Raw genomic sequence first — 22,140 nt, 5'->3', positions numbered from 1 at the left:
CATCTATTTTAATTTAATCAAAGCAATATCTATGCCAGCACATCTATATTCCGCCTATCATTAATCTAGGAACTACCATTTAAACTCAATGCTATTTCTTGCCAAGTTATTTTTAGTTTGTAGGACAATTGTTGCGTTTAAGGACTTGCGAAAAAATGTGAGTTTTCTTATTGTGTTAATCTAAGTTCAAATCCCGTCTTTTATTGCCAGTAAAATACACTATGTCAGCACAAGAAAAAGAAACCTCGAACAGCCTGTATCGCCAATGGCAAATCTTGTCGCGTCTTTCTACCGGCAAATGGATGGGAACACGTGAATTACAGGAAATCCTGAATCGCGAAGGAATTGATATCAGCCTGCGTACCATTCAGCGTGACCTGAACCAGATTGCGCAGCGCTTTCCAATCGAAAGCAGCAAGACCACACCACAAGGCTGGCGTTGGCGCTCAGATGCACCGTTGCAAAGCTTGCCGCATATGACCAGCTCACAGGCGGTCACCTTTATGATGGTCGAAGAACATTTAAAACATTTGCTGCCACCGAGCCTGATCGAAGAAATGAATCCCTGGTTTGATCTGGCACGCCGCAGTCTGTCCTCGCAAAACAATGTCCGCCAATGGATTAATCGGGTACGGATTGTGCCAGCCACCCAACCGCTCATTCCACCTTTCGTGGATAAGACTGCACAGCAGGCGGTATATGAAGGCTTGTTGCAGGACAAACAGCTGGAATGTGTCTATCAGGGCCGCGGTCACAACAGCGAAGAAAAGACTTATATCCTCAATCCACTGGCTTTGGTGCAAAAAGGCTCCATCATTTATCTGGTCTGTACCCGTCATGACAAATCTGATATTCAGACCTTTGCCCTGCACCGTTTTAAATCGGCAGTAGTTCTCAATTCACGTGCCCTGCATCCGGTGAATTTTGATATTGATGACTATATCGATTCTGGTGCATTGGGCTTCCGGGTGGATTTCAATCACCCTACTGAAAATGTCATGCTAAAACTGAGCATGTCGGAATCGGATGCACATTATTTTGAGGAAAGTCAGCTCAGTAAAGATCAGAAGATTGAAAAACTGGACAATGGTATGTCGCTGATTAGTGCAACGGTTCCTTTTACTTCACAACTGGTGTGGTGGCTGCGCAGCTTTGGTAAAAAGATTAAACATATTGAACCCAGTATGGTGTCCAATGCAGTTAGCCAGATGGATGAGGAAAACCCTTAACCAAATGGATTTCATTCAGCTTTAATAATTCCAGAATAAAAAAATCCCCAGATTGGGGATTGGAGAATTATGCTTGTATTTTTATGATTGTTCTGGTGGTCTACCGCTGTACCAACCTGCTTTTCTCTAATACCCCGAAATGCAGATTGGATGAAACCTCAATATTTAAACAGAACTGAGACATGAGCAAGCCAGTTCGGCATTATTAAAGCGAATGGATTTTTTTGTCATGGTTTATAACTCCTGTATGGGTGATAAATCGACTATAAAAGCATTCACTCTGCCTGTGAAATAAATAGAATATATGTGCTTTGCATATTTTTTCTATAGGAATTTTTCCGCAAAATTTATCTGCAATTGCTACTGACTGATTGCCTGTCTGGGTATGATTTTTGGCAAGTTTATAAAATTGAATAACAATTCTATGCTTGCATAAGATACCTGGCTCTGCACATCATAAAGCCCTATAGAAGTAGAAATAGGGACTTAATTTTACAATGGCTAACCCTGCTCAATTAGTACGGCACAAGCTGCTCAATACTTTCTTTTCTCGCCATTCAGTCTGGTTTGCCTGCATTCTGATTGCAGTGATTTTTACCACATTCCATATCGGTTATTCGCCGCGTTATATCTATTATTTTATGCCGCAAACTTTGGTGAATACCCTGTGGATTCTGAGTATACTCCTGAGCCTGTTGGGTTTGTATGATGTACTGCAAAACAAGCATTCTATTCTGAAAAACTACCCCATCATGGGACATTTCCGCTTTATCTTCGAAGAATTTCGTCCGGAGATTCGTCAATATTTTATTGAAGCCGACCGCGATGCACTGCCCTTTTCCCGTATGCAACGTAGTCTGGTGTATCAGCGGGCGAAAAATGAAAATTCAGATAAACCTTTCGGTTCAATTCTCAATGTCTATGAAGACAATTATAGATTTGTCAGTCACTCTTTGACGCCATGTAAGGTGGCCGATCCACAAACTTTCCGTATCCTGATCGGCAATGAGCAATGTACACAGCCCTTCTCTGCTTCCATTTTAAATATTTCAGCCATGAGCTTTGGCAGTATGAGTGCCAATGCAATCCGTGCGCTGAATCTCGGCGCTCAAAAAGGTGATTTTTTCCATGATACCGGTGAAGGCAGTATCAGCCCCTATCATCTTGAATATGGGGGCGATCTGGTCTGGGAAATTGGCAGTGGTTATTTTGGCTGCCGTACCTTAGATGGACAGTTTGATCCGGAACGCTTTGCGGCACAAGCCAAATTACCGCAAGTAAAAATGATTGAAATCAAGTTATCACAAGGGGCTAAACCCGGACATGGCGGTATTTTACCTAAAAGCAAGATCTCGGAAGAAATTGCCCAAATCCGGGGCATCAGCCGTGAACATGATTGCGTATCACCCTCTAGTCATCCCGCCTTTAGCACCCCGATTGAAATGATGAATTTCATCCAACGATTACGTGAACTTTCCAACGGAAAACCGGTCGGATTCAAGCTATGTCTGGGGCAGCCCTGGCAGTTTATGAGTATGGTCAAAGCCATGCTGCACACCCAGATTTATCCCGATTTCATCGTCGTCGATGGCTCTGAAGGTGGAACGGGCGCTGCACCCATTGAGTTAATCGACTTTGTCGGTGCACCCCTAAGAGAAGGTTTACTATTTGTGCATAATACCCTTGTTGGTGCAGGTTTAAGAGATAAAATCAAAATTGGTGCAAGTGGTAAAATTATTAGTGCATTTGATATTGCCAGCACGCTCGCGATTGGGGCAGATTGGGTGAATTCGGCACGTGGTTTTATGTTTGCCGTCGGCTGTATTCAGGCTCAAAGCTGTCATACCAACCAGTGTCCTGTCGGTGTCACCACACAGGATAAAGATCGTCAAAAGGCCTTACATGTGCCCACCAAAGCAGAGCGCGTATTTCATTATCATAAAAACACCTTACACGCCTTGTCTGAACTGATTGCTTCTGCAGGCCTGAAACACCCTTCGGCGATTAAGGCACATCACTTGGCACAACGTGTGAATAATCACGAAATAAAGAACTTTGCGCAGATTCATTTTTGGTTGAAAGAGGGAGAATTATTATCCTGTGAAAATAAGGATGAGGAGAACTTCTACTTCCGGATGTGGAACCTGGCTAAACTGGATAAATTTTAACTCAATACAGTTAAATTAGAAAAGGCGTTTAATCAAACGCCTTTTTTCACATTGAATTGTAGATCAATAATAGGTTTTACTGCCCTGTGCATGTAGAAAGGCAGGAATCAAGCCGGTCAATGCAGCACGAATATCCGCGCGTTCATTGATCAGTTGATGCGAACCTTCTTCCAGCATCAGTAAGGTCTGGAGACGGAATTTACGTCGGATAAATTCGATATTATAGCGCCAGTCTACGGTCTGATCCTGTGCACCCTGTGCCAGCCAGACCGGAATACGACAGGCCGGACGCGCTTCCATTTCCAGCATCCAGCGCGACATCGCCAGAATCCAGTCCATACCCATCATCCGCGGCTGTAACGGATCTTTAAGCCGGATAAAACGCAGAAACTCCGGATTATGGTTATTGCGTCTGAAATGCCGGGGAACTTCACGCTTGATCCGGCTAATAATGCCCAGCCCGACCGAGTTATGCCACCAGGCTGTTTTCGCAGGACGAATCAGCGGCGATAACAGCAAAACCCGTTCTACAAAAGGATTTTCGCGGCGCTGTGCAAATTCGAGTAAGTGATGCATCCAGATTGCACCACCGGTACTCTGTCCAATTCCCACCCAAGGTTTGGGCAATTGCGAGGCAAGTTGTACATAGCGATGTACGGCATGCAAAACCTGCTGATAATGATCAAAATTCTGAATGCTGGCAGGTGAACCATCACTCAGACCATGTCCGGGCAGGTCATAGGTCAATACACTAAAACCTTGCTCCAGCAGCTCTTTGACAATCGGCTGATAAATCCCGCTATGTTCCAGATAACCATGCAGCAAGAAAGCAGTGCCCTGAATCTTGTCAAAGCGGGTATTTTCCAGGTTTGGTTCAAATACCTGTACATGTAATTTAAACAATGGCATCTGTACGTAGCCTTGCCAGTGTTTGCAGTCCAATAAATCAAAGCCATACAGCTTGCGATAGGATTGCAGATCAATTGGCGGCTCATCACTACGATTCAGGTTTAACGGCGGCAAGAGTTGTGGCGTTATATCCCGGCTTGGGATGGGTAAATCAAGTTGCTTCAGGATCGTGGGATTTAAAAATGGGATATCAGACATTATGGCACCTCCCGACAGTCACTAGATCCAAACCACATATCGCGCATGGTCGCCAACATTTCATAATTGGCACGACGACTATGATCATAATTTTGCGCACTTGGACGCCATCGTGTCAAAGGCTTCGGCATCGGTGCCTCTACCGGAATGGTTTGTATGCCATTTAAAGCAAATAAACGGCGGGTCCGTGGCATATGATAACGATCCGTAATCAGAATCACAGTCGGTGCTCCACCTTTCTTTTGTAATAATAATGAACTGAAACGGGTATTTTCACAGGTATTCATGCTGCGATCTTCCAGCAATTTGGCATCAACATCGTGGTTTTTCAACCAGCGCTGCATATACGGCGCTTCTACACCACTCAGCACAATCGGTAACTGATAATGTTTTTCTACCGCCAGCGTGGTTTCCAGACGTAAACGCGTATAGTGATTGACCACAATCTCTTCACCCTTTTCATCTAGCGTTAAACCGCCACCCAACACCACAATGGCATAAGGCTGGGAGCTATTCGCCGGTTTCACTTGTTGCTGATCTTGTAGTAAAGCCAGGTCCTGCTGAATTTCCTCTTCAGCGGTTTCTTGTACCGAGCTGGCCTCTTCTTGTTCTATAGGATGCGTACTCAGGAACTCAATATATTGTTCAATACGTTCTTTGTTTTCATTGCTGTCCCAGTCCAGCAACTTCCGAACATTTGCAGTCGGATCAACCGGCTCTGTCGGTACTTGTGAATATAATAATGGAACTTGAGCAGGCGGACTTTGCTCTGCCTTTTGACTTTGCTGCTCACGCTGATGTTCTTCAATGACCTGTTGCAGCGCTTTATAACGTGCCTGAATCAGAATCAGGTTGGCAGAATTGTTTTGTTGGATATCCTTTTCCATGACCTTTAAATATGCCTGACGGGCAATCCATAAATCGGAGCCAGGTTCCAGATTTTCATGCTCGCTCAATGCTGCCATTTTCTGGCTTTGCGCTGCTACTTCATTAAGTTCTAAAGATACAAACTGGTTTAAGCCCTTGACGATCATTTGCGAGTAAAAAGGGGTATAAACCAACACCAGTAGACAGCCGAATAGTACAAACAGTCCAGTGACCACTTGTAGCAAACGTACCATCCAATGGGTTTTATTCATATCATTTTTCATCCTGATGAGAACGGATCAATCCATTTTGGTCAAACAATACAGGTTCTGGTTCCAGCAGCAGCTTGAATTTTTCCCAGACCGACTGCTGTACTGCACGATAAGTTTTACGCACATCGGTAAGAGAGGCCTGACCATAATTCACCAAGACCAGCGCCTGTTTATGAAACATGCCGACAGACCCCAACTGTTTGCCCTTCCAGCCAGCCTGATCAATCAGCCAGCCTGCCGCCAGTTTAACTTGAGTATTGGCTTGCTGGTAATGGGGTAAATTCGGGAAAGATGCCGCAATCTGGTCAAAGACCGGCTGATCTACCAGCGGATTTTTAAAAAAACTCCCCACATTGGGAAATTCTTGCGGATCAGGTAATTTGCTTTGACGGATCTGAATCACTTGCTGTTGCAGGTTTTCTGCTGTAAGCGTATCACCGACGGCTGTCTTTAAGTCACCGTAATTCAGTTTCAAATCTGGCTGTTTCAGTAATTTAAAAGTCACATGGGTAATCACATAACGGTTTGGCTCATCTTTAAAAATACTATGTCGATAGGCAAACTGGCAATCTGCTGCGCTAATCGAGCCAAACTGTTTGAGCTGACGATCATAGACTGCAACCGAATCGATAAACTCGCCAACTTCGACGCCATAGGCGCCAATATTCTGTACCGGCGATGCACCAACACGCCCAGGAATCAGGGCCAGATTTTGTAAACCATACAGACCTTGTGCTGTAGTCCAGAGCACGAAGTCATGCCAGCCCTGCCCGCCGCCCACGCGTAAACGTTGCGACTGATCATCGCCATCCAGCATCTCAATGCCCTGAATATCGATATGCAAAACCAGTGCGTGAATCTGTTCAGGCAACAACATATTGCTGCCACCTGACAGAATCAGCACATTTAACTGTTGCTGTTCAGCAAAATCCAGAGCCGCCAGCAGATCATCGGTCGATTGAATATGGGCATAGTGTGAAGCAATGGCTTCTAAATTTAGGGTATTAAAGGGTTTAAGTTGAACCTGAGTTTGAATCTGCATTGCTTAAACCTTGTGTACATTCTGTTTGAAAATTTCAACCCATGCCTGACTGCTGGACTCACACTGATCGAGCACCCGTTCAAAACCATCCGCTTCGCCATAATAAGGATCGGGCAAGGCCTGTTGTGGATAATCCTGATCATGCTCACTCATCAATGCAACGCGTGCACGTAAATGACCGAACTCAGTTTCGGCCAGACGCTGTATATTCTGGATATTAGATAGGTTTTCCAGATCCATTGCCAGAATCAGATCATAATCAATAAAATCATGCGTGGTCAGCTGACGTGCGCGAAGCGTTGACAGATCATAGCCACGTTTCAGTGCATGCTGCTGGCTACGCAGGTCTGGGGCCTTGCCCGGATGATAATTACTGGTTCCAGCAGAATCGACCACAATATTCAGTTGCTGTTCATCACAATAATGTCTGAGTACCACCTCTGCCGTGGGAGAGCGGCAAATATTTCCCAAACAAACACATAACACCTTGTATGGCGTTCTGGATGACATAAACAACCTCAGAGCTACTTTATTTTAAGGATTCTTATGTTAAGTTATTTATATACTGATTCCTATCTCACAACCATAGAATAATCTCGTATTTGCAATAAAAAAATCAAGGATATCGCCATGAATCGTTTTCAGTTTCAAACCGTCCCCAATATCATTGCCGGACTAGGCACGATTCAGGAATTATTTAAAATTCTAAAAAATGGCCGTTATCAACGTCTTCTACTGGTGACTGACCCGGGTATGCTGAAGCAGCAATTACATCTGCCGATTCTGGATATTATTGAATCTGCCGGTCTGGATTATGTGATTTACTCAGATGTTCAGGCTGACCCGCCCGATAACGTAGTGCTTGAAGCAGCAGCTTTTGCAAAGCAGGAAAAGATTGATGTGGTGCTAGGCTTTGGTGGTGGCAGCTCGATGGATGTGGCCAAGCTGATTGCGATTTTGGCGCATCCTGAGCAGCATCAGACGCTTTCCGATCTGTATGGCGTCGATAATGCCACCGGGCCACGTTTAGCTCTAATTCTGGTTCCCACCACAGCCGGAACGGGCTCCGAAGTCACACCAATTTCGATTGTTACTACAGGTGAAACCACCAAAAGCGGCATTGTCGCGCCTATTCTCTATGCCGATATTGCTATTCTGGATGCGACTTTCACTCGGAATTTGCCGGCACAGATTACCGCTGCCACCGGAATCGATGCCATGGTACATGCCATTGAAGCCTATACCTCAAAACACAAGAAAAATCCTTATTCGGATATGCTGGCCAAACAGGCTTTAAGATTATTGAATGCCAATTTGCAACGTGTTCTGCAAGATGGTCATGATCTAGATGCCCGTCAAAATATGCTGGTCGGTTCCATGCTGGCCGGACAAGCCTTTGCCAACGCACCGGTTGCCGCCGTGCATGCGCTGGCTTATCCACTCGGTGGGCATTTTCATCTGTCGCATGGACATAGCAATGCTTTGGTGCTGACCGAAGTCTTAAAATTTAATGCACCTGTAGCCAAACAGCTCTATGCCGAATTGATGACCTGGTTAGATCCCCACAGTAAAGGTTGTCATGATGGACTGACCGATCTGTTTATTGATCATTTTAATAATCATCTGATACAGAGCGGCTTAACCTTAAAATTAAAGCAGTTAAATGTACCAGAACAGATGTTGATGGTTATGGCAGAAGATGCCATGCAACAAAGCCGGCTGTTGCAGAACAATCCACGCGAACTCAAGTTGGATGACGCTTACCAGATTTACCAGGCGATTTATGCCTAAATCTATTTCCACACTAAGCCTTGTCTAGCTGAGAGCGAATCCTGATGAAAGCCACGATCAAACAACGCGAACACTATGCCTTTTTCTTGCCCATTCAGACCCGCTGGGCAGACAATGACCTGTATGGCCACGTCAACAATGTGACTTATTACAGTTATTTTGACACCGCAGCCAATGCCCTGCTGATTCAGGAAGCGGCCTTTGATCCGAAATACTCTCCGATGATTGGGCTGGTGGTCAGCTCCAACTGCCAGTTTAATCAGGAACTGTCTTATCCGGAAATTATTGAAGTGGGCGTGGCCATTGAAAGCATGGGAAATTCATCACTGAGCTACGATCTGGCCATTTTTAAACGCAATTCGGATACAGCTGCAGCTCAGGGTAATTTTGTTCATGTATTTGTCGATCGTGAGACACGAAAAAGCACCCCGATTTCAGCCGAAATGCGGGATGCCTTATCTCGATTTGTTGTGCCTTAAAATCCAGTCTATTTCAGCTGAATATTTTGCAATTCACCATCGAACTGCTGCAACAGGTCACGTACCGCAGGTTCAGCCTGTAACAGCTCTTCAGCGCGTTTAAAGGCACGAGCCTTCCGCTGATGCTGCATGGTATAGGGTGTTAGCTGGTCCACACTTTCAAATTTCACCTGGAAATGAGTTTGCGGCCACTGCTGTTGTAAAGCAGCTTCCAGAGTATGTTGCAGTTGTGTCAAAAGTTGCTGGTATTGCTCAGGGATATGAAAAACGGATTGGCCATTAATCTGTCCACTCATGACACCATACTGTGCCAGTTCCTGCACTGCTGGAGAAAGCTGGCTGTTACGGAACCAGTATTCCCATTTTTCGACGCTCCACTCACCCTCTAACATTTGCTCAGGGATTTTTAAAATATCCTGTGGCATCAGATTCTGCGTATTTAAATCTTGGGAAATGTCATCCGGTAGCGCAGTCTGAATCGGAGCGACTTCTTCAATCACAGGCTGAGCAATCGTTTCCTGTGAAAGTTCCAATTCCGGTGAGGCAAGACTAAATTCCTCATCAGCAGATATTTCTTGTGCTGCTTCGACATGAGTAACAGCATCTACAGGAATAAACTCTTCAAGCAGGAAATCATCCGAGCTGCTGCTTGTCGCCGGTGCTTCTACGCTACTCTCGATTTCATCAAAACCAAACAGGCCTTTGTCGTCATTTGGATCAAAAACGATCTGATCACTAGACTGTACTTCCTCAATCGCTGTCTGAATTACTCCCTGTTGAACAGGCTCAGGTGCATGATCATTAGTGGACTTTTCTTCATGGAGAAAATCATCTGAAGATGGTTCAGGCATTGATGGCGTATAAGCTTCCTCATCCGTCTCATCGTCCAGAGAGAAATCATCAAACACTGGTTCCGCTTCAAATGTTTTTGCTGTGACTGTTTCAGACTGCAATTGTGTCTGAACGGGCTGTTGTAGACGTGTAGGAGAAGCTGCTATTGGTTGAGTTGCGGCTTCATGAACGACTGGAACCTCGCTTGGCTGTAAGGGTCGGAATGCCAATAAGCGTAGCACCGTCATCTCAAAACCTTGTTCCTGAGTCACAGCCAACTGTAAATCAGCGCGTCCCTTACAAGCAACTTGATAATACAGTTGTAAATCCTGAGCCGAAATCAGACCGGATAATTGCATGATCTTTTGATTGATTTCAGCACTATATTTCAGACTTAAATCAGGCAGATATTGTAATAAAGCCAGTTCATGCAAAGTCGAAATTAACTGATCTAAAACCAGTGACACATCCAAAGCCTGCTGACGGAATTGCAGCAACAACTGACTGACCTGTGCTTTCTGGTTCTGGTGAATCGCCAGAATCAGATCATAAATAATGGTCCGGTCAATCAAGCCCAGCATGTCTTTGACATCCTGATGCTGAATCGCACCCTGACCATAGGCAATCGCCTGATCGGTCAGAGACAAGGCATCACGCAAAGAACCTTGAGCAGATTCGGCAATTTGCCAGATGGCATCCTGATCCGACTGAATACTTTCTTGGCCTAAAATCTGGGCCAGATGCTCGGTAATTTCATCAACAGCCAATGGGCGCAAAGTAAACTGCAAACAGCGTGAAATTACGGTAATTGGCAGCTTTTGTGGGTCGGTCGTAGCAAACAGGAACTTGACGTGCGCAGGTGGCTCTTCCAGAGTCTTTAATAAAGCATTGAAAGAATGCGTGGACAGCATGTGCACTTCATCAATCAGGTAAACTTTAAAACGACCTTGAGTCGGTGCATAAGGCACATTGTCGAGCAGCTCGCGAGTATCTTCAACCTTGGTGCGTGAGGCCGCATCGATTTCGATCAAATCGATAAAGCGTCCTTCGTTGACGGCGCTACAAGTCGCACAGACTTCACACGGTGTCGAGGTGATACCGGTCTCACAGTTCAAGCACTTCGCCAAAATACGTGCAATCGTGGTTTTTCCGACACCACGCGTTCCTGTAAACAAATAGGCATGGTGCAAACGGCCACGTTCGAGCGCGCTGGTTAAAGCACGTGAAACATGGTTTTGCCCCACCAATTCATTAAAATTACGAGGACGGTATTTTCGCGCAAGTACTTGATACATGTATGCTCCTTTTTACAGGTCTAAGCATACTGTTTTTTTAGTAAATAGTGAAATGAATGCCGGTTTATAAACAATAAAAATCCCTTGATCAAAATCATTGAAAAAGGGATATAAAACATATATTTTCTTAAAATCAGACCGATTCAAACAGGATAAAGTCACTTTGCATCTGGTAGCGTTTGCCTGTTTGATCTTCACGAATTTCCAGAACCTGCTTTTTCAGATCCACATAAACCAGATTGCGGGTATCGACATTCAGCAGTTCAATCTTTTGTTGCGTATCATCCTGAAAACGAATCGGCCCAGTAATGGTTTCAATCGGGTTATGCCCACTCAAGCTTTCACGTGATAACGTAAAAGTCCGATCATCATGCAAGCTCAAAGCAACAGCCATACCCGGACAATCGTCACAACTTGAAAAACATCCCATACAGGGTGTGGTGCCCTGATAATTCCCGACCCAGGCAGGAATCTGAGCTTTAGCCTCAATAGCAGTATTTGCCGTCGATTGGTTTTGATCCTGGCAGCCAAACAAGGCACTGCTTGCGACCAGAGGAATCATCAGCACTTTTTTCATCACTTCATACCACAGACTGGGAGTCACGCCAAAATAACATATTTTAAGGACTTTACTAAACTCCCCAATCAGGGATATTTAGCGCCAACCTTTACGTCCAGTCAGGACGGCATCAGCACAGCGTAAGGTTTCCTGTGTCAAACCCCACAGACGATAATCTCCGGTCAATGAACCTGTCGGGAAATTATGGGTATAGGCAAAACTTAAATTGCGCTCAGGGTCACACCAGGCTCCCGAACCATTAAAGCCCATATGACCAAAACCTTGCGAAGCTTTACCTAAAGTAAGCACCCGATGATAACCCAATCGCCAGTGCATCGGCAAAGGCATGACTCGATCGCGTTTTTTGCATTGAATCTGACTGAGACGCTGAAAAACTTCAGGCGAGATCAATTGCTGTCCTTGCCATTCGCCGCGGTTGGCCAGCATGGCATAAATTTTTGCCAGACTCTCTGCGGTAAATACTCCATTGGCGGATGGAATGATTGCTTGCAGGCCTTGCTCACTAAAGAAACTGAAATTCCTCATTCCTTTGGGAATCATCGCATCCTGAAAATCCTGCGGATCTTGTCCACTCCAAATCAAAGCCCGCTCCATCAGATTCGGTTTTCTTGATCCTGTTTTTTTCGCAGGCTGCGATTGAGACTTGGCTGCTTTAGCTTTAAAAATCGGCAGTGCTACCCGAGCTAATTCATTGGTCGGCACACTGAAATAAGCACCATTCAACATCAAAGGCTGAACCAGATATGCCTGCATCAGTTCAGTTAAAGTTTTAGCTGTCGCTTTTTCTAATGCACCACCGACCTGCCAGCCAAAGGTCAGCGGTTGATAGGCCGCATCTGTTGCAACTTGAAAACGTGGTTCAGCCGCGGCAATTCGGTCTAGCATCTGCGGCCAGTCGGCCATTTCAGTGGCGTCGGCAATGATATTACGGATATCAAACAATCCGCTTTGATGACTCAGCATATGCGCCAGAGTAATATTTTCTTTACCGTTTTGCGCAAATTCAGGCCAATATTCTGCAACAGGCTGGTCATAATCAACCAGGCCCTGACTGGCCAGAATATGTGCCAGTGTCGCCAGCACACCTTTGCCCGTCGAATAACACAGCGACATGGTATCGGTTTGCCAAGCCTCAGATTCCGATTTTTTCCCGGTATAAATATCGACGACTTTTTGTCCCTGAAAATAGACAACAAGTGCCGCACCACCCTGCTCTGTGCGAGCATGCTGTAGGCGACTAAACTGACGGGCAAGGTCACGGAAATTTTCATTTACCGTTCCTTGGTAATGGGCTGTATCCGCAAATAAATAATCTTTGAGTGGCTGCATCATTCTATCCATAGAATATTGATTTCTTAAAAACAAAAAAGCCTAAATCAGGTTCAGGCTTTTATCGTACTTTAAATTGCGGTCACAGTTCCTGTGACATGCGGCTTCTGATTTTTGCTATTACGAATCAGGATTTCCGTATCATTAGCTGCTTTCGCGGTTAAGAATTGCACTTTGGAAGGCAGATATAAGGGCAGTTTAAACCAGACATCTGCTTCATAGGCATCGGGCAATGCCAGGCTGGACAAAGCTTTAGCCTTGGTCCACATACCATGCGCAATCGCCTGTTTAAATCCGAATGCCTTAGCCATTAGGGCATGAATATGAATCAGGTTAAAGTCGCCGGATGTCATGGCATAACGGCGACCCGTATTTTCTAGAATTTCCCATTCAGCATTCAGCTCATAATCGGGTGTCTTGTTTTCGACGATTTTGGCTGCAGCTTTGCCTTTACTCTTTTGACGGGACAGATAAGTGGTCAAGGCTTCCACCACCACTTCATCACCGACTTTTACTGTGGTGATGAAATCAAACTGTACACCTTTATCATGCGGCTGCAATTCACCAAACTTGCAAGACAATGTGAGAGATTCATTGACTCCGATTTTACGATACTGTTTGACCTGATTGCGGATATGCACCAGACCGAGAACCGGAAAAGAAAAAGCTTCAGCCGTCATCATATGCATTTGCAGGCTTTGTGAAAGAACTGTTAGATAAATGGCTGGAATATAGCCATTATTTTTAAAACCACAAACTTCATTATAGGCTTTCAGATGCTTTTGATCGACCTTGAATGAATCCACCACATATTCAACTTGCGGTAGAACTTTTTCAGCTTTTGGCTTTTTTAAAATCAAGCCCTGAATCACTTTTGGATAGGCTAAATAAGGTTTTGGAAGTTGACTAAAATGGCGAGTATTCATACTGAACCTTTGGAATATTTATCTTTATGACGTCCTTCTTTTTAAAAGAAGGAAGAATATCTTTTTAAATAAATCCCTCCCAACCTCCCTTTAACAAAGGGAGGAGTAGTCCCCTCTTTTGCAAAGAGGGATTTAGGGGGATTCTAAATTAAGCCCCTAACAGGCTCTGACCACACACACGCACCACATTGCCATTCAAACCTGAAGAGGCAGTCGAGGCAAACATCGCAATCGCTTCTGCCACATCAACAGGATGACCACCCTGACTCATGGAATTCATACGGCGTCCAGCTTCACGGATGGCAAATGGAATTGCTGCTGTCATTTGCGTTTCAATAAAACCCGGTGCCACAGCATTAATGGTTATACCATTTTTTAATGTCGGTGCTGTGAATTTCACCACACCAATCACACCTGCTTTAGAGGCTGCATAGTTGGTTTGACCCAGATTACCTGCAATACCTGAAATAGAAGATACACAGATAATACGGCCATTTGCATTTAGACCATCGTTGCAGAGCAAGTAATCATTGACGCGTTCAATTGCTGACAGGTTGATGTTAATGACCAGATCCCAAAGCTCAGGCTTCATATTGGCCAAAGTCTTGTCGCGGGTAATCCCGGCATTATGCACGATAATATCCAGACCACCCTGCGCCGCTGCCGCCTGTTTGATTTTCTCACCCGCATCGGCTGCAGTAATGTCAATCGCTAGTGTAGAGCCGCCAATTTCACCAGCGACACGATCCAGATCCGCCTGCTGTTGTGGGACATCCAGACAAATCACATGTGCGCCATCACGTGCCAGCACATGAGCAATCGCCTCACCAATACCACGGCTTGCTCCAGTTACTACTGCCGTTTTTCCTGCCAGTGGCTTACTCCAGTCCAAGTCTACTTGTGCTGCTGCCGATACACGAATAACCTGACCAGACACATAGGCAGAGCGTGGAGAAATTGCAAAACGTAGCACAGACTCAAGATTGGCTTCGGCACCTGCATCGACATAAATCAGGTTGGCTGCAATACCCTTTTTAAATTCTTTGCCCACAGATTTGACAAAACCTTCGAGCGCACGTTGTGCAATGGCCTGACTCACAGATTTTGCAGATTCAGGTGTTGTGCCGATCACGACCACACGACCAGAACTTTGAATCTGACGCGCAATCGGATTAAAGAATTCATAAAGTGATTTTAGTTGCTCTGAATTTTCAATACCAGAAGCATCAAAAATAACCACTTTAAACCTGGATTCTTTATCGCCAGTATTAAATGCATTCAGGTTCAGACCCGATTTCGCCGCTGCCTGTTGCAGTTCCGCATTATTGCCTGCATAGCTATTGGCATGAATATTGGCCAGTACCTGAGCAATAGAACCGGTCAATACACTCGCAGGTGCAGCACCGAATAACACAGCGCCTTTTACCACTGGCGTTGCAGACTCGAAACGGTCTAGGGAAATTGGGGATGGCAAGCCCAGATTTTTAATGACAAATTTACCAATAGGAGATTTTGCGAAAGTTTGGTACTGATCAGTCATGTTTATTATCTCTCATACAAATTAATTTTTGATCGATCTAAAGTTATCCTTTAACTTCAATATAATGCCAGATACTTATATTGCAATAGATCTACCAGATTCTACCCAATCATACTTGAGATATCTGGCAGATGACTTGACCTGAGCGCAGTCTGCAATGTCATTGTAGTCAATACAGCATATACTCATCTATGCTAATGTAAGCCACAAGAAGACGATCAATTTGCTTGGAAAAGCCTTATGAGCAAAACAACTCAAGAAAATCCAGCAGTCGAGAATTCCGCATCTCCAGCTGTGTCAAAATCATCAACGCGTGCTAAGCGTAGCACTAAAAACACGGATACAGCCGCTGCTGCAGCTAAAAGTCCGGCTAAAACTCCGCGTACCCGTCGTACAGCGAGCAGTAGCAGTCAGACGACATCAACTCAAACAGATTCAGTTTCAAAAACACAGCCTTCTGTTCAACAGGATAATAATATGAGCCAAAACACAGTTCGCCGCGTTGCTATTCTTGGTGGCAACCGTATTCCATTTGCACGTTCGAATGGTGCCTATTTTACTGCCTCTAACTCGGACATGCTGACCGCAGCATTAAATGGTCTGGTAGAGCGCTTTAATCTGCAAGGTCAACGTGTCGGTGAAGTGGTTGCAGGTGCTGTCCTGAAGCATAGCCGTGACTTTAACCTGACTCGTGAATGTGTTCTGGATACGGCACTGGCACCAGAAACCCCAGCTTATGATATCCAGCAGGCGTGTGGTACGGGTTTACAAGCTGCATTTTTAGTGGCAAACAAAATTGCACTGGGCCAAATTGAAGTAGGAATTGCCGGTGGTGTAGATACCACCTCTGATGCGCCCATTGCATTTGGTGACGGTTTACGTAAAGCGCTGCTTGAATTGAACATTGCCAAAACTGCCAAAGACCGTTTAAAAGCCTTGACCAAAATTAATATCAAAGAATTGATGGACGCACCTAAAAATGGTGAGCCACGTACTGGCTTGTCTATGGGTGATCATCAGGCGATTACCACACTAGAATGGGGTATTTCCCGTGAAGCGCAAGATGAACTTGCTGCATCTTCACACCAGAAAATGGCAGCAGCTTATGAAGAAGGTTTCTTTGATGATCTGATCACGCCATTCCTGGGTTTAGAGCGTGACAATAACCTGCGTGCTGATTCTTCAGTGGAGAAACTGGCGAAGCTTAAACCTGCATTTGGTAAGGGCGATGCGCGTACCATGACTGCGGGTAACTCTACCCCACTGACAGATGGTGCTTCTTGCATTCTGCTAGCGTCTGAAGAATGGGCAAAAGCCAATGGTCATGAAGTTTTGGCTTATCTGACTTTTCAGGAAACTGCAGCAGTTGATTTCGTCGAGAAGAAAGAAGGTTTATTGATGGCACCTGCTTATGCTGTTCCTCGCATGCTGGAACGTGCGGGCCTAAAACTTCAGGACTTCGACTATTATGAAATTCATGAAGCATTTGCTTCTCAAGTGCTGTCTACTTTAAAGGCATGGGAAGATCCAGCATTCTGTAAAGAGCGTTTAGGTCTGGATGCGCCACTCGGTTCAATTGACCGTGCAAAACTGAACGTGAAAGGCTCATCCCTTGCAGCCGGTCATCCCTTTGCAGCAACTGGTGGTCGTATTATTGCGACGGCAGCCAAACTGATTGCTCAAAAAGGTTCAGGTCGTGTACTGGTATCGATCTGTGCTGCCGGTGGTCAGGGCGTTACAGCGATTATCGAAAAATAAGCTGCTACCTTGATTCAAAAAAGCTCCTCGATTGAGGAGCTTTTTTATACCTTTTACCTACTGTATTGGCATTGGATTATTTTTAAAGTATTCGTCAACTTTATTCCAAGGTGCTGTTGATGCTACACCCCTCACAATGTTTTGATTAACCCCCTGGCACAGCGCTGCATCGGGAGTGAGGTGGAATGCGTTAACATTTGGATCCATATAAGGCAGTGAACCAGGACGGCGCTGGAAGTAGAAGTTCAACCAATCCACCATCGGCTCGAAGCCATGTGATGACATCGCCCATGCGCTATTATGTCCCCCCCAATGATGTCCGAATTCATGCGCAATAATACGAAAACCTGATAAACGATAGTGACCATAGAATAGCCAAGTATCGACACCCAGCACGGTACCGCCACCAAGACCACCACCCATATTGGTAATACCAAGATTAATCTCGTTACGATTTAAAATCTCTTTGTAGATACGAACATAGTCTTCAGGCATATAAATACCGTTTGGCCCATCGACTTGACCTGCATTACCAAAGAAATCATGGCCCATCACTGCTTTATGATTAAACCAGAGGTTTTCAAATTCAGGGGTACTGAGCATGTATGCTAAGTTCGTCATCATGATGACCCATTCACGCGCATAGACAGGCGTTACTCGACACCATTTGCCTGGTTCGTCATATTTACCAAAATAGATTTTCCATTTTGCCTGAATTTTATTGAGCTTTTTCACATGCTCGTCTGTTTCAGAAGTCACATGTAAATCGAAAATATCACTTGGTATCAGCGTGGTCTGACTTAAACCTGCCAACTGAATTGAACCACTGCCATCTGCAAGCGGGAAGCGGGATTGATCATTCAATTTAATATTAAATTTTGCAGTGGAAAATGGCGTAAGCTCATCTAAATCTGCAAGTATAACCCAATCATCTGAATGACGAATTTTGGCGCGAATTTGTAAATTTCGAACAGGAACAGCGCTATAACTTTTAAGCGTTAAAGCGTTGCTACTCAGCTCTGCCGATAAAATCCGATTCATATACACATGACGTTCAGCACTATTGGTCAGCGCCTCCCAAGATTCACCATCTTGCAATACACGTGTTTGATTTTGTGCTTTAGATTCAGTCAACAATAATGCAGAACTCAGCTGTTTGGTCTTATTTTGCTGTAATGTGACCATTGGCAAGAGCTTAACCCTTTGATTAGACAAATGAATCAACTGTTGGCCATACACCGCAACATCACCTGCTCTTTCGATATGACTGCTTTCAGCTTGCCCTTTCAGGATATATTTTTTGAATTGGTCGATATTGTGCTTTGGCAGAATTGATTTTAAGCCAAATTCCTGAGTAGGATATGTTGCTATCGAACCATCATTCCTTGCGGTATACACAGTACCGTCATCATGACGGTGTAAAAGGGTCGCAAGATTTGACTCTGTCAAAATAGGTGCAATGTGAGTGTCATTTTCACGAATTTGGTTAATGTCATGCACATAAGTTTTACCGTTTGGAAGGCTGGTATACAGATGATCTCGCATGACTTCCATACGTGCATTACAGTTACGACCACAATCAGGAAGACTGAGCCGAGCAAACTTTTTCGCTTTTAAATGGTTCTGTGCAATAGCATCGCTTTGACGCCAGACATTAATACGACCTTCGATATCGGGGACATAGATATAGCGGTCATCTGCGGTAACAGCATTACTGTGAACTAAAGCATGGTTCACTGTATCGCCCCACCAAACGCCAGTTCCTAGCGCCATCACAAAGCTCGGTTGAGGCTGTGAAATATCTAGAATATCGACACGGTTAGAACCATAACTGGCCACATATAAGCGTTCTGCATGGATTTCGATATCTGCAAGACTGTCCCATTTTTTTGCTAAGCCTTCAATTTTTAATGGGTCAATTGCACTCAGCGCACGTTTTTGTTTTAAATCATAACGTAAAATTTTTGATTCTGATTGGCTATTGGCGATATACAATACATCATCAGTTCGTACCAGGGCTGTAGGATTCCATGTACTTAAACCGAAATCTTGAGCAGTAAGTTCCGAACCCACATCCAAGACTTTAAATTCTGAAATTTTGGTAAATTGAGCATTATTTCCTGTTGATGGATTAGAGCCAACCGTACCTGACCCAGGCTTAGATGCATGGCTGTCATTCTCACCACCACCGCCGCCACAAGCAGTCATGAGTAAGGCAATGCTTAAACTCAACAAGCTGTATTTTAACTTCATAATTCCCCTTAGATGCAAATGCATAAAAACTTCTGCTCTTATAAAGGGGTTTAAGATGAATACCAAGTCGAATAAGTGTGCTATGTGTCAAAGAAATACTGCTGTTTACTAAATTCCCCACATAAAGCACAAGTAACATTAGCTGTGCTTTATTTTTTTCTATGCTTTTCTTATTATATTTTTCGATGCTCAGGCTGATATCCAAGCATTTCTTCTATCGAATCATAACACCACTGAAAAATGAAGGTATATACCAGAATACACAAGGTCAGGCTAAAATCGAGCACAATCGCCTGCCATAGCCCCATGTTCATCGCATAGGCCACCATTGGAATGGTGGCGAGCATTAAACCACCTTCAAAGCCAATCGCATGTAAAATACGCACTCGAATCGTTCGTTTCAGTTGACGTTTCGCTTCAAATTTTTCGAAATAATGATTAAACAGCATATTCCAGATGACAGAGGTCACGGCCATCACAATTCCCAGTACACCTGTGACTTCTAGCGGCATATTAAAAATAAGACTCAAAGCTATCACAATGATCACCAACAGGATGACTTCATAGCTAAGCGCATGCACAAGTCGTCTTTTGGAAATCAACATTTTCATTACTCGGTTTTTTATCAATAATCGCGCATATTATGTTCTTTAAACTGATTAATCGAGTTAGAATATTTCAATAAAATTGATAGATAAGATTACATGAATATTAATCAGGAACAACTCACTGTATTTAAAACTGTGATGGAAACCGGTTCATTCTCTGCAGCTGCACGAAAATTGGGAAAAGTTCCCTCTGCCATTAGCATGTCAATTGCGAATTTAGAAATTGATCTGAATCTGCAACTGTTCCAGCGTATTGGGCGTGAACCTGTGCCAACGGAGCAGGCACAGACACTGTATGAAAGAACAGAACAGCTGTTAATCGAAATGAATCAGTGGAAACAGCATGCGCTTGCCCTAAGTTCAGGCCTGGAGTCTGAACTGAATATCGTCATCGTTTCTGAATTACTGCATACGCGCTGGACTGATTATGTCGTTCTGGTGGAACAGCAATTTCCCGAGCTTCAGATTAATGTCTTTGGTGCACCTCAGGAAGATGCGCAACAGATGCTCTTGGATGGTAGCGCACAACTGGCATTAATGTTTGAGCGGGAACAACTCGATGCACGTGAACAGTTTGTGGAATTAAAGCGTGAAGTCTTGATTCCTGTCGCAGCCAAGCAGCATGTACTGAGTCAATACGATCAGGTCAGCTTTGAACAAATTCTAAATAGCCGTCAAATTGTGGTGGCGAGCCGTGACCGTAATATTAAACCTGAATTATTATATTCCCGTCATTACTGGCGCACTGACAATCATCATTCTGCCTGTAGCATGATTCAACAGGGTTTGGGTTGGGGTGTTCTCCCGCAGGAAATGCTAAAAAAACAGCCGAATTTACAGCAAAATCTGCAAGTGCTGAATCTGCTCGATTTCACCCCAAAGTTTGAATATTTTATCGATCTGGTCTGGAGTCGGGAAAGCAACTTGGGCACAGCTGCTCATTTTTTGATTAATCATCTGCGAAATCAGCGTAAAAGTAGCAAATAATCACAGAAACACCACTTCAGTCTACTTGGTAAATACAGGGTTTATGATATAAAAGTATGCATAAGCAATAACCATAGAATTAGATCGTAATGACATTAACCGCATTAGACCAATTAAAAAACTTGACCACAATTGTGGCGGATAGCAGTGACTTGAGCGCAATTGAAAAATTTCGTCCTCTGGATGCAACCACCAATCCATCACTGATTACAGCAGCGGCCAGTCAAGTTGAGAACAAGGCCCTGATTGAAGCGGCCTATCAGCAGGCGCAGCAGGAAGGCTATGCGGATGATGCCCTAATTGAACGTACCATTGATATTTTGACCGTCAAATTCGGCGTTGAAATCTTGAAATTAATTGAAGGGCGTGTTTCGACTGAAGTCGATGCGTCCCTGTCTTTTGATACTGCTGCCACCATCGCAAAAGCCAAAGAGTTACTGGCACTATATGCGCAGTATGGGATTGACTCCGATCGCATCCTGATCAAGATTGCATCAACCTGGGAAGGCATTCAGGCCGCAAGAACCTTAGAAGAAGAAGGCATTCATACCAACCTGACCCTGTTATTTGGCCAGCATCAGGCCCATGCCTGCGCTGATGCCAAAGTTACTTTAATTTCACCTTTTGTTGGCCGGATTCTGGACTGGTACAAGAAGGCTGAAGGTGTGGATGCTTATCCAATCGAAAAAGATCCTGGCGTGTTATCGGTTAAAAGTATTTATGAGTTTTATAAAGCCCATGGCATTCAAACCGAAATTATGGGCGCCAGCTTCCGCAGTATCGATCAGGTCTTGGGCTTGAGCGGTTGTGACCTTCTTACCGTTGCACCAAATCTACTGGCAGAACTGAACCATGATCAACGTAAAGTTCAGCCGCAACTTTCAGCGACAGCTATTACTGTGCAGGGTGAACTGAGTCCGATCAGTCAGGCAGCATTTCTGGAACAGCTGAAGCAGGATCAAATGGCCAGTGAACTGTTACAAGGCGGTATTCAGGGTTTCATCAAAGCGCGTGAGCAACTGGCTGCGCTATTAGGTCAAACCTTTCTCAATCCCGTTGAAAGCTAAGCTAAAATCTT

18 protein-coding genes are annotated in these 22,140 nt (G+C 44.5%); 7 read left to right on the top strand and 11 right to left on the bottom strand.

Features of this window, described 5'->3' with window-relative positions; all coding sequences use genetic code 11:
- Positions 1–221 precede the first annotated feature (221 nt).
- The gene (locus FTT75_RS03545; RefSeq protein ID WP_005097252.1) at positions 222–1,229 is read left to right on the top strand and encodes a YafY family protein; all 1,008 of its coding nucleotides are present in this window, start codon (positions 222–224) and stop codon (positions 1,227–1,229) included.
- 497 nt (positions 1,230–1,726) lie between these two features.
- Complete coding sequence (locus FTT75_RS03540) at positions 1,727–3,397, top strand: FMN-binding glutamate synthase family protein (RefSeq protein ID WP_005097253.1); 1,671 nt, start codon at positions 1,727–1,729, stop codon at positions 3,395–3,397.
- 63 nt (positions 3,398–3,460) lie between these two features.
- Here the strand turns inward: FTT75_RS03540 and FTT75_RS03535 are convergent, their stop codons facing one another.
- Genes FTT75_RS03535 through FTT75_RS03520 form a run of 4 tightly spaced genes read right to left on the bottom strand, consistent with a single transcriptional unit; the run spans position 3,461 to position 7,195 of the window.
- A complete protein-coding gene (locus tag FTT75_RS03535) occupies positions 3,461–4,504 on the bottom strand; it encodes an alpha/beta hydrolase (protein ID WP_005170484.1) in 1,044 nt (347 codons plus the stop codon).
- On the bottom strand, positions 4,504–5,643 hold the full coding sequence (locus tag FTT75_RS03530) for a YdcF family protein (protein ID WP_100535329.1): 1,140 nt from the start codon (positions 5,641–5,643) through the stop codon (positions 4,504–4,506). Before FTT75_RS03530 ends, FTT75_RS03535 begins: the two co-directional genes overlap by 1 nt.
- Before the next feature lies 1 nt (position 5,644).
- The gene (gene murB, locus FTT75_RS03525; protein WP_005170480.1) at positions 5,645–6,685 is read right to left on the bottom strand and encodes a UDP-N-acetylmuramate dehydrogenase; all 1,041 of its coding nucleotides are present in this window, start codon (positions 6,683–6,685) and stop codon (positions 5,645–5,647) included.
- A 3-nt stretch (positions 6,686–6,688) separates the two neighbouring features.
- The gene (locus FTT75_RS03520; protein ID WP_005170478.1) at positions 6,689–7,195 is read right to left on the bottom strand and encodes a low molecular weight protein-tyrosine-phosphatase; all 507 of its coding nucleotides are present in this window, start codon (positions 7,193–7,195) and stop codon (positions 6,689–6,691) included.
- A gap of 120 nt (positions 7,196–7,315) precedes the next feature.
- Here FTT75_RS03520 and FTT75_RS03515 point away from each other — a divergent pair, with 120 nt between their 5' ends.
- Together FTT75_RS03515 and FTT75_RS03510 are read left to right on the top strand one after the other, a co-directional pair.
- A complete protein-coding gene (locus FTT75_RS03515; protein WP_005170476.1) occupies positions 7,316–8,476 on the top strand; it encodes an iron-containing alcohol dehydrogenase in 1,161 nt (386 codons plus the stop codon).
- A gap of 44 nt (positions 8,477–8,520) precedes the next feature.
- Positions 8,521–8,955 carry a thioesterase family protein gene (locus FTT75_RS03510; protein ID WP_005170474.1) on the top strand — a complete coding sequence of 145 codons (435 nt, stop codon included), beginning with the start codon at positions 8,521–8,523 and terminating at the stop codon, positions 8,953–8,955.
- 8 nt (positions 8,956–8,963) lie between these two features.
- Here the strand turns inward: FTT75_RS03510 and dnaX are convergent, their stop codons facing one another.
- From dnaX to FTT75_RS03485, 5 genes are all read right to left on the bottom strand, one after another.
- Positions 8,964–11,081 carry a DNA polymerase III subunit gamma/tau gene (gene dnaX, locus FTT75_RS03505; RefSeq protein ID WP_100355356.1) on the bottom strand — a complete coding sequence of 706 codons (2,118 nt, stop codon included), beginning with the start codon at positions 11,079–11,081 and terminating at the stop codon, positions 8,964–8,966.
- Positions 11,082–11,214: 133 nt separating this feature from the next.
- Positions 11,215–11,658 carry a copper resistance protein NlpE N-terminal domain-containing protein gene (locus FTT75_RS03500; protein WP_034608473.1) on the bottom strand — a complete coding sequence of 148 codons (444 nt, stop codon included), beginning with the start codon at positions 11,656–11,658 and terminating at the stop codon, positions 11,215–11,217.
- 78 nt (positions 11,659–11,736) lie between these two features.
- A complete protein-coding gene (locus tag FTT75_RS03495; RefSeq protein WP_005097266.1) occupies positions 11,737–12,990 on the bottom strand; it encodes a serine hydrolase in 1,254 nt (417 codons plus the stop codon).
- 71 nt (positions 12,991–13,061) lie between these two features.
- The gene (locus FTT75_RS03490; protein ID WP_005097267.1) at positions 13,062–13,916 is read right to left on the bottom strand and encodes a MaoC/PaaZ C-terminal domain-containing protein; all 855 of its coding nucleotides are present in this window, start codon (positions 13,914–13,916) and stop codon (positions 13,062–13,064) included.
- Between the two features lie 148 nt (positions 13,917–14,064).
- The gene (locus FTT75_RS03485) at positions 14,065–15,456 is read right to left on the bottom strand and encodes a 3-oxoacyl-ACP reductase (RefSeq protein WP_100355357.1); all 1,392 of its coding nucleotides are present in this window, start codon (positions 15,454–15,456) and stop codon (positions 14,065–14,067) included.
- 240 nt (positions 15,457–15,696) lie between these two features.
- Between FTT75_RS03485 and FTT75_RS03480 the strand changes: the two genes are divergently transcribed.
- Complete coding sequence (locus FTT75_RS03480) at positions 15,697–17,214, top strand: acetyl-CoA C-acetyltransferase (RefSeq protein ID WP_180072330.1); 1,518 nt, start codon at positions 15,697–15,699, stop codon at positions 17,212–17,214.
- Between the two features lie 57 nt (positions 17,215–17,271).
- Here FTT75_RS03480 and FTT75_RS03475 read toward each other — a convergent pair whose 3' ends face one another.
- Complete coding sequence (locus FTT75_RS03475; protein ID WP_180185913.1) at positions 17,272–19,467, bottom strand: beta-propeller fold lactonase family protein; 2,196 nt, start codon at positions 19,465–19,467, stop codon at positions 17,272–17,274.
- A 173-nt stretch (positions 19,468–19,640) separates the two neighbouring features.
- Positions 19,641–20,072 carry a chlorhexidine efflux PACE transporter AceI gene (gene aceI, locus FTT75_RS03470; RefSeq protein WP_100357946.1) on the bottom strand — a complete coding sequence of 144 codons (432 nt, stop codon included), beginning with the start codon at positions 20,070–20,072 and terminating at the stop codon, positions 19,641–19,643.
- A gap of 99 nt (positions 20,073–20,171) precedes the next feature.
- Here aceI and FTT75_RS03465 point away from each other — a divergent pair, with 99 nt between their 5' ends.
- Together FTT75_RS03465 and tal are read left to right on the top strand one after the other, a co-directional pair.
- Positions 20,172–21,062, top strand: coding sequence for a LysR family transcriptional regulator (locus FTT75_RS03465; protein WP_005170459.1), 891 nt, complete (start codon positions 20,172–20,174; stop codon positions 21,060–21,062).
- Between the two features lie 89 nt (positions 21,063–21,151).
- Complete coding sequence (gene tal / locus FTT75_RS03460; protein ID WP_005170457.1) at positions 21,152–22,129, top strand: transaldolase; 978 nt, start codon at positions 21,152–21,154, stop codon at positions 22,127–22,129.
- Positions 22,130–22,140 lie beyond the last annotated feature (11 nt).

Origin of the sequence: Acinetobacter sp. YH01008, assembly GCF_013420435.1 — a bacterium.
Classification (GTDB): Bacteria; Pseudomonadota; Gammaproteobacteria; order Pseudomonadales; family Moraxellaceae; genus Acinetobacter; species Acinetobacter pseudolwoffii.
This window is presented reverse-complemented; position numbering and strand designations above follow the sequence as displayed.

Coding starts and splice junctions, on each gene's coding strand:
- FTT75_RS03545 (WP_005097252.1), top strand. CDS start 222: ATGTCAGCACAAGAAAAAGAAACCTCGAACAGCCTGTATCGCCAATGG.
- FTT75_RS03540 (WP_005097253.1), top strand. CDS start 1,727: ATGGCTAACCCTGCTCAATTAGTACGGCACAAGCTGCTCAATACTTTC.
- FTT75_RS03535 (WP_005170484.1), bottom strand. CDS start 4,504: ATGTCTGATATCCCATTTTTAAATCCCACGATCCTGAAGCAACTTGAT.
- FTT75_RS03530 (WP_100535329.1), bottom strand. CDS start 5,643: ATGAATAAAACCCATTGGATGGTACGTTTGCTACAAGTGGTCACTGGA.
- murB (WP_005170480.1), bottom strand. CDS start 6,685: ATGCAGATTCAAACTCAGGTTCAACTTAAACCCTTTAATACCCTAAAT.
- FTT75_RS03520 (WP_005170478.1), bottom strand. CDS start 7,195: ATGTCATCCAGAACGCCATACAAGGTGTTATGTGTTTGTTTGGGAAAT.
- FTT75_RS03515 (WP_005170476.1), top strand. CDS start 7,316: ATGAATCGTTTTCAGTTTCAAACCGTCCCCAATATCATTGCCGGACTA.
- FTT75_RS03510 (WP_005170474.1), top strand. CDS start 8,521: ATGAAAGCCACGATCAAACAACGCGAACACTATGCCTTTTTCTTGCCC.
- dnaX (WP_100355356.1), bottom strand. CDS start 11,081: ATGTATCAAGTACTTGCGCGAAAATACCGTCCTCGTAATTTTAATGAA.
- FTT75_RS03500 (WP_034608473.1), bottom strand. CDS start 11,658: ATGAAAAAAGTGCTGATGATTCCTCTGGTCGCAAGCAGTGCCTTGTTT.
- FTT75_RS03495 (WP_005097266.1), bottom strand. CDS start 12,990: ATGCAGCCACTCAAAGATTATTTATTTGCGGATACAGCCCATTACCAA.
- FTT75_RS03490 (WP_005097267.1), bottom strand. CDS start 13,916: ATGAATACTCGCCATTTTAGTCAACTTCCAAAACCTTATTTAGCCTAT.
- FTT75_RS03485 (WP_100355357.1), bottom strand. CDS start 15,456: ATGACTGATCAGTACCAAACTTTCGCAAAATCTCCTATTGGTAAATTT.
- FTT75_RS03480 (WP_180072330.1), top strand. CDS start 15,697: ATGAGCAAAACAACTCAAGAAAATCCAGCAGTCGAGAATTCCGCATCT.
- FTT75_RS03475 (WP_180185913.1), bottom strand. CDS start 19,467: ATGAAGTTAAAATACAGCTTGTTGAGTTTAAGCATTGCCTTACTCATG.
- aceI (WP_100357946.1), bottom strand. CDS start 20,072: ATGTTGATTTCCAAAAGACGACTTGTGCATGCGCTTAGCTATGAAGTC.
- FTT75_RS03465 (WP_005170459.1), top strand. CDS start 20,172: ATGAATATTAATCAGGAACAACTCACTGTATTTAAAACTGTGATGGAA.
- tal (WP_005170457.1), top strand. CDS start 21,152: ATGACATTAACCGCATTAGACCAATTAAAAAACTTGACCACAATTGTG.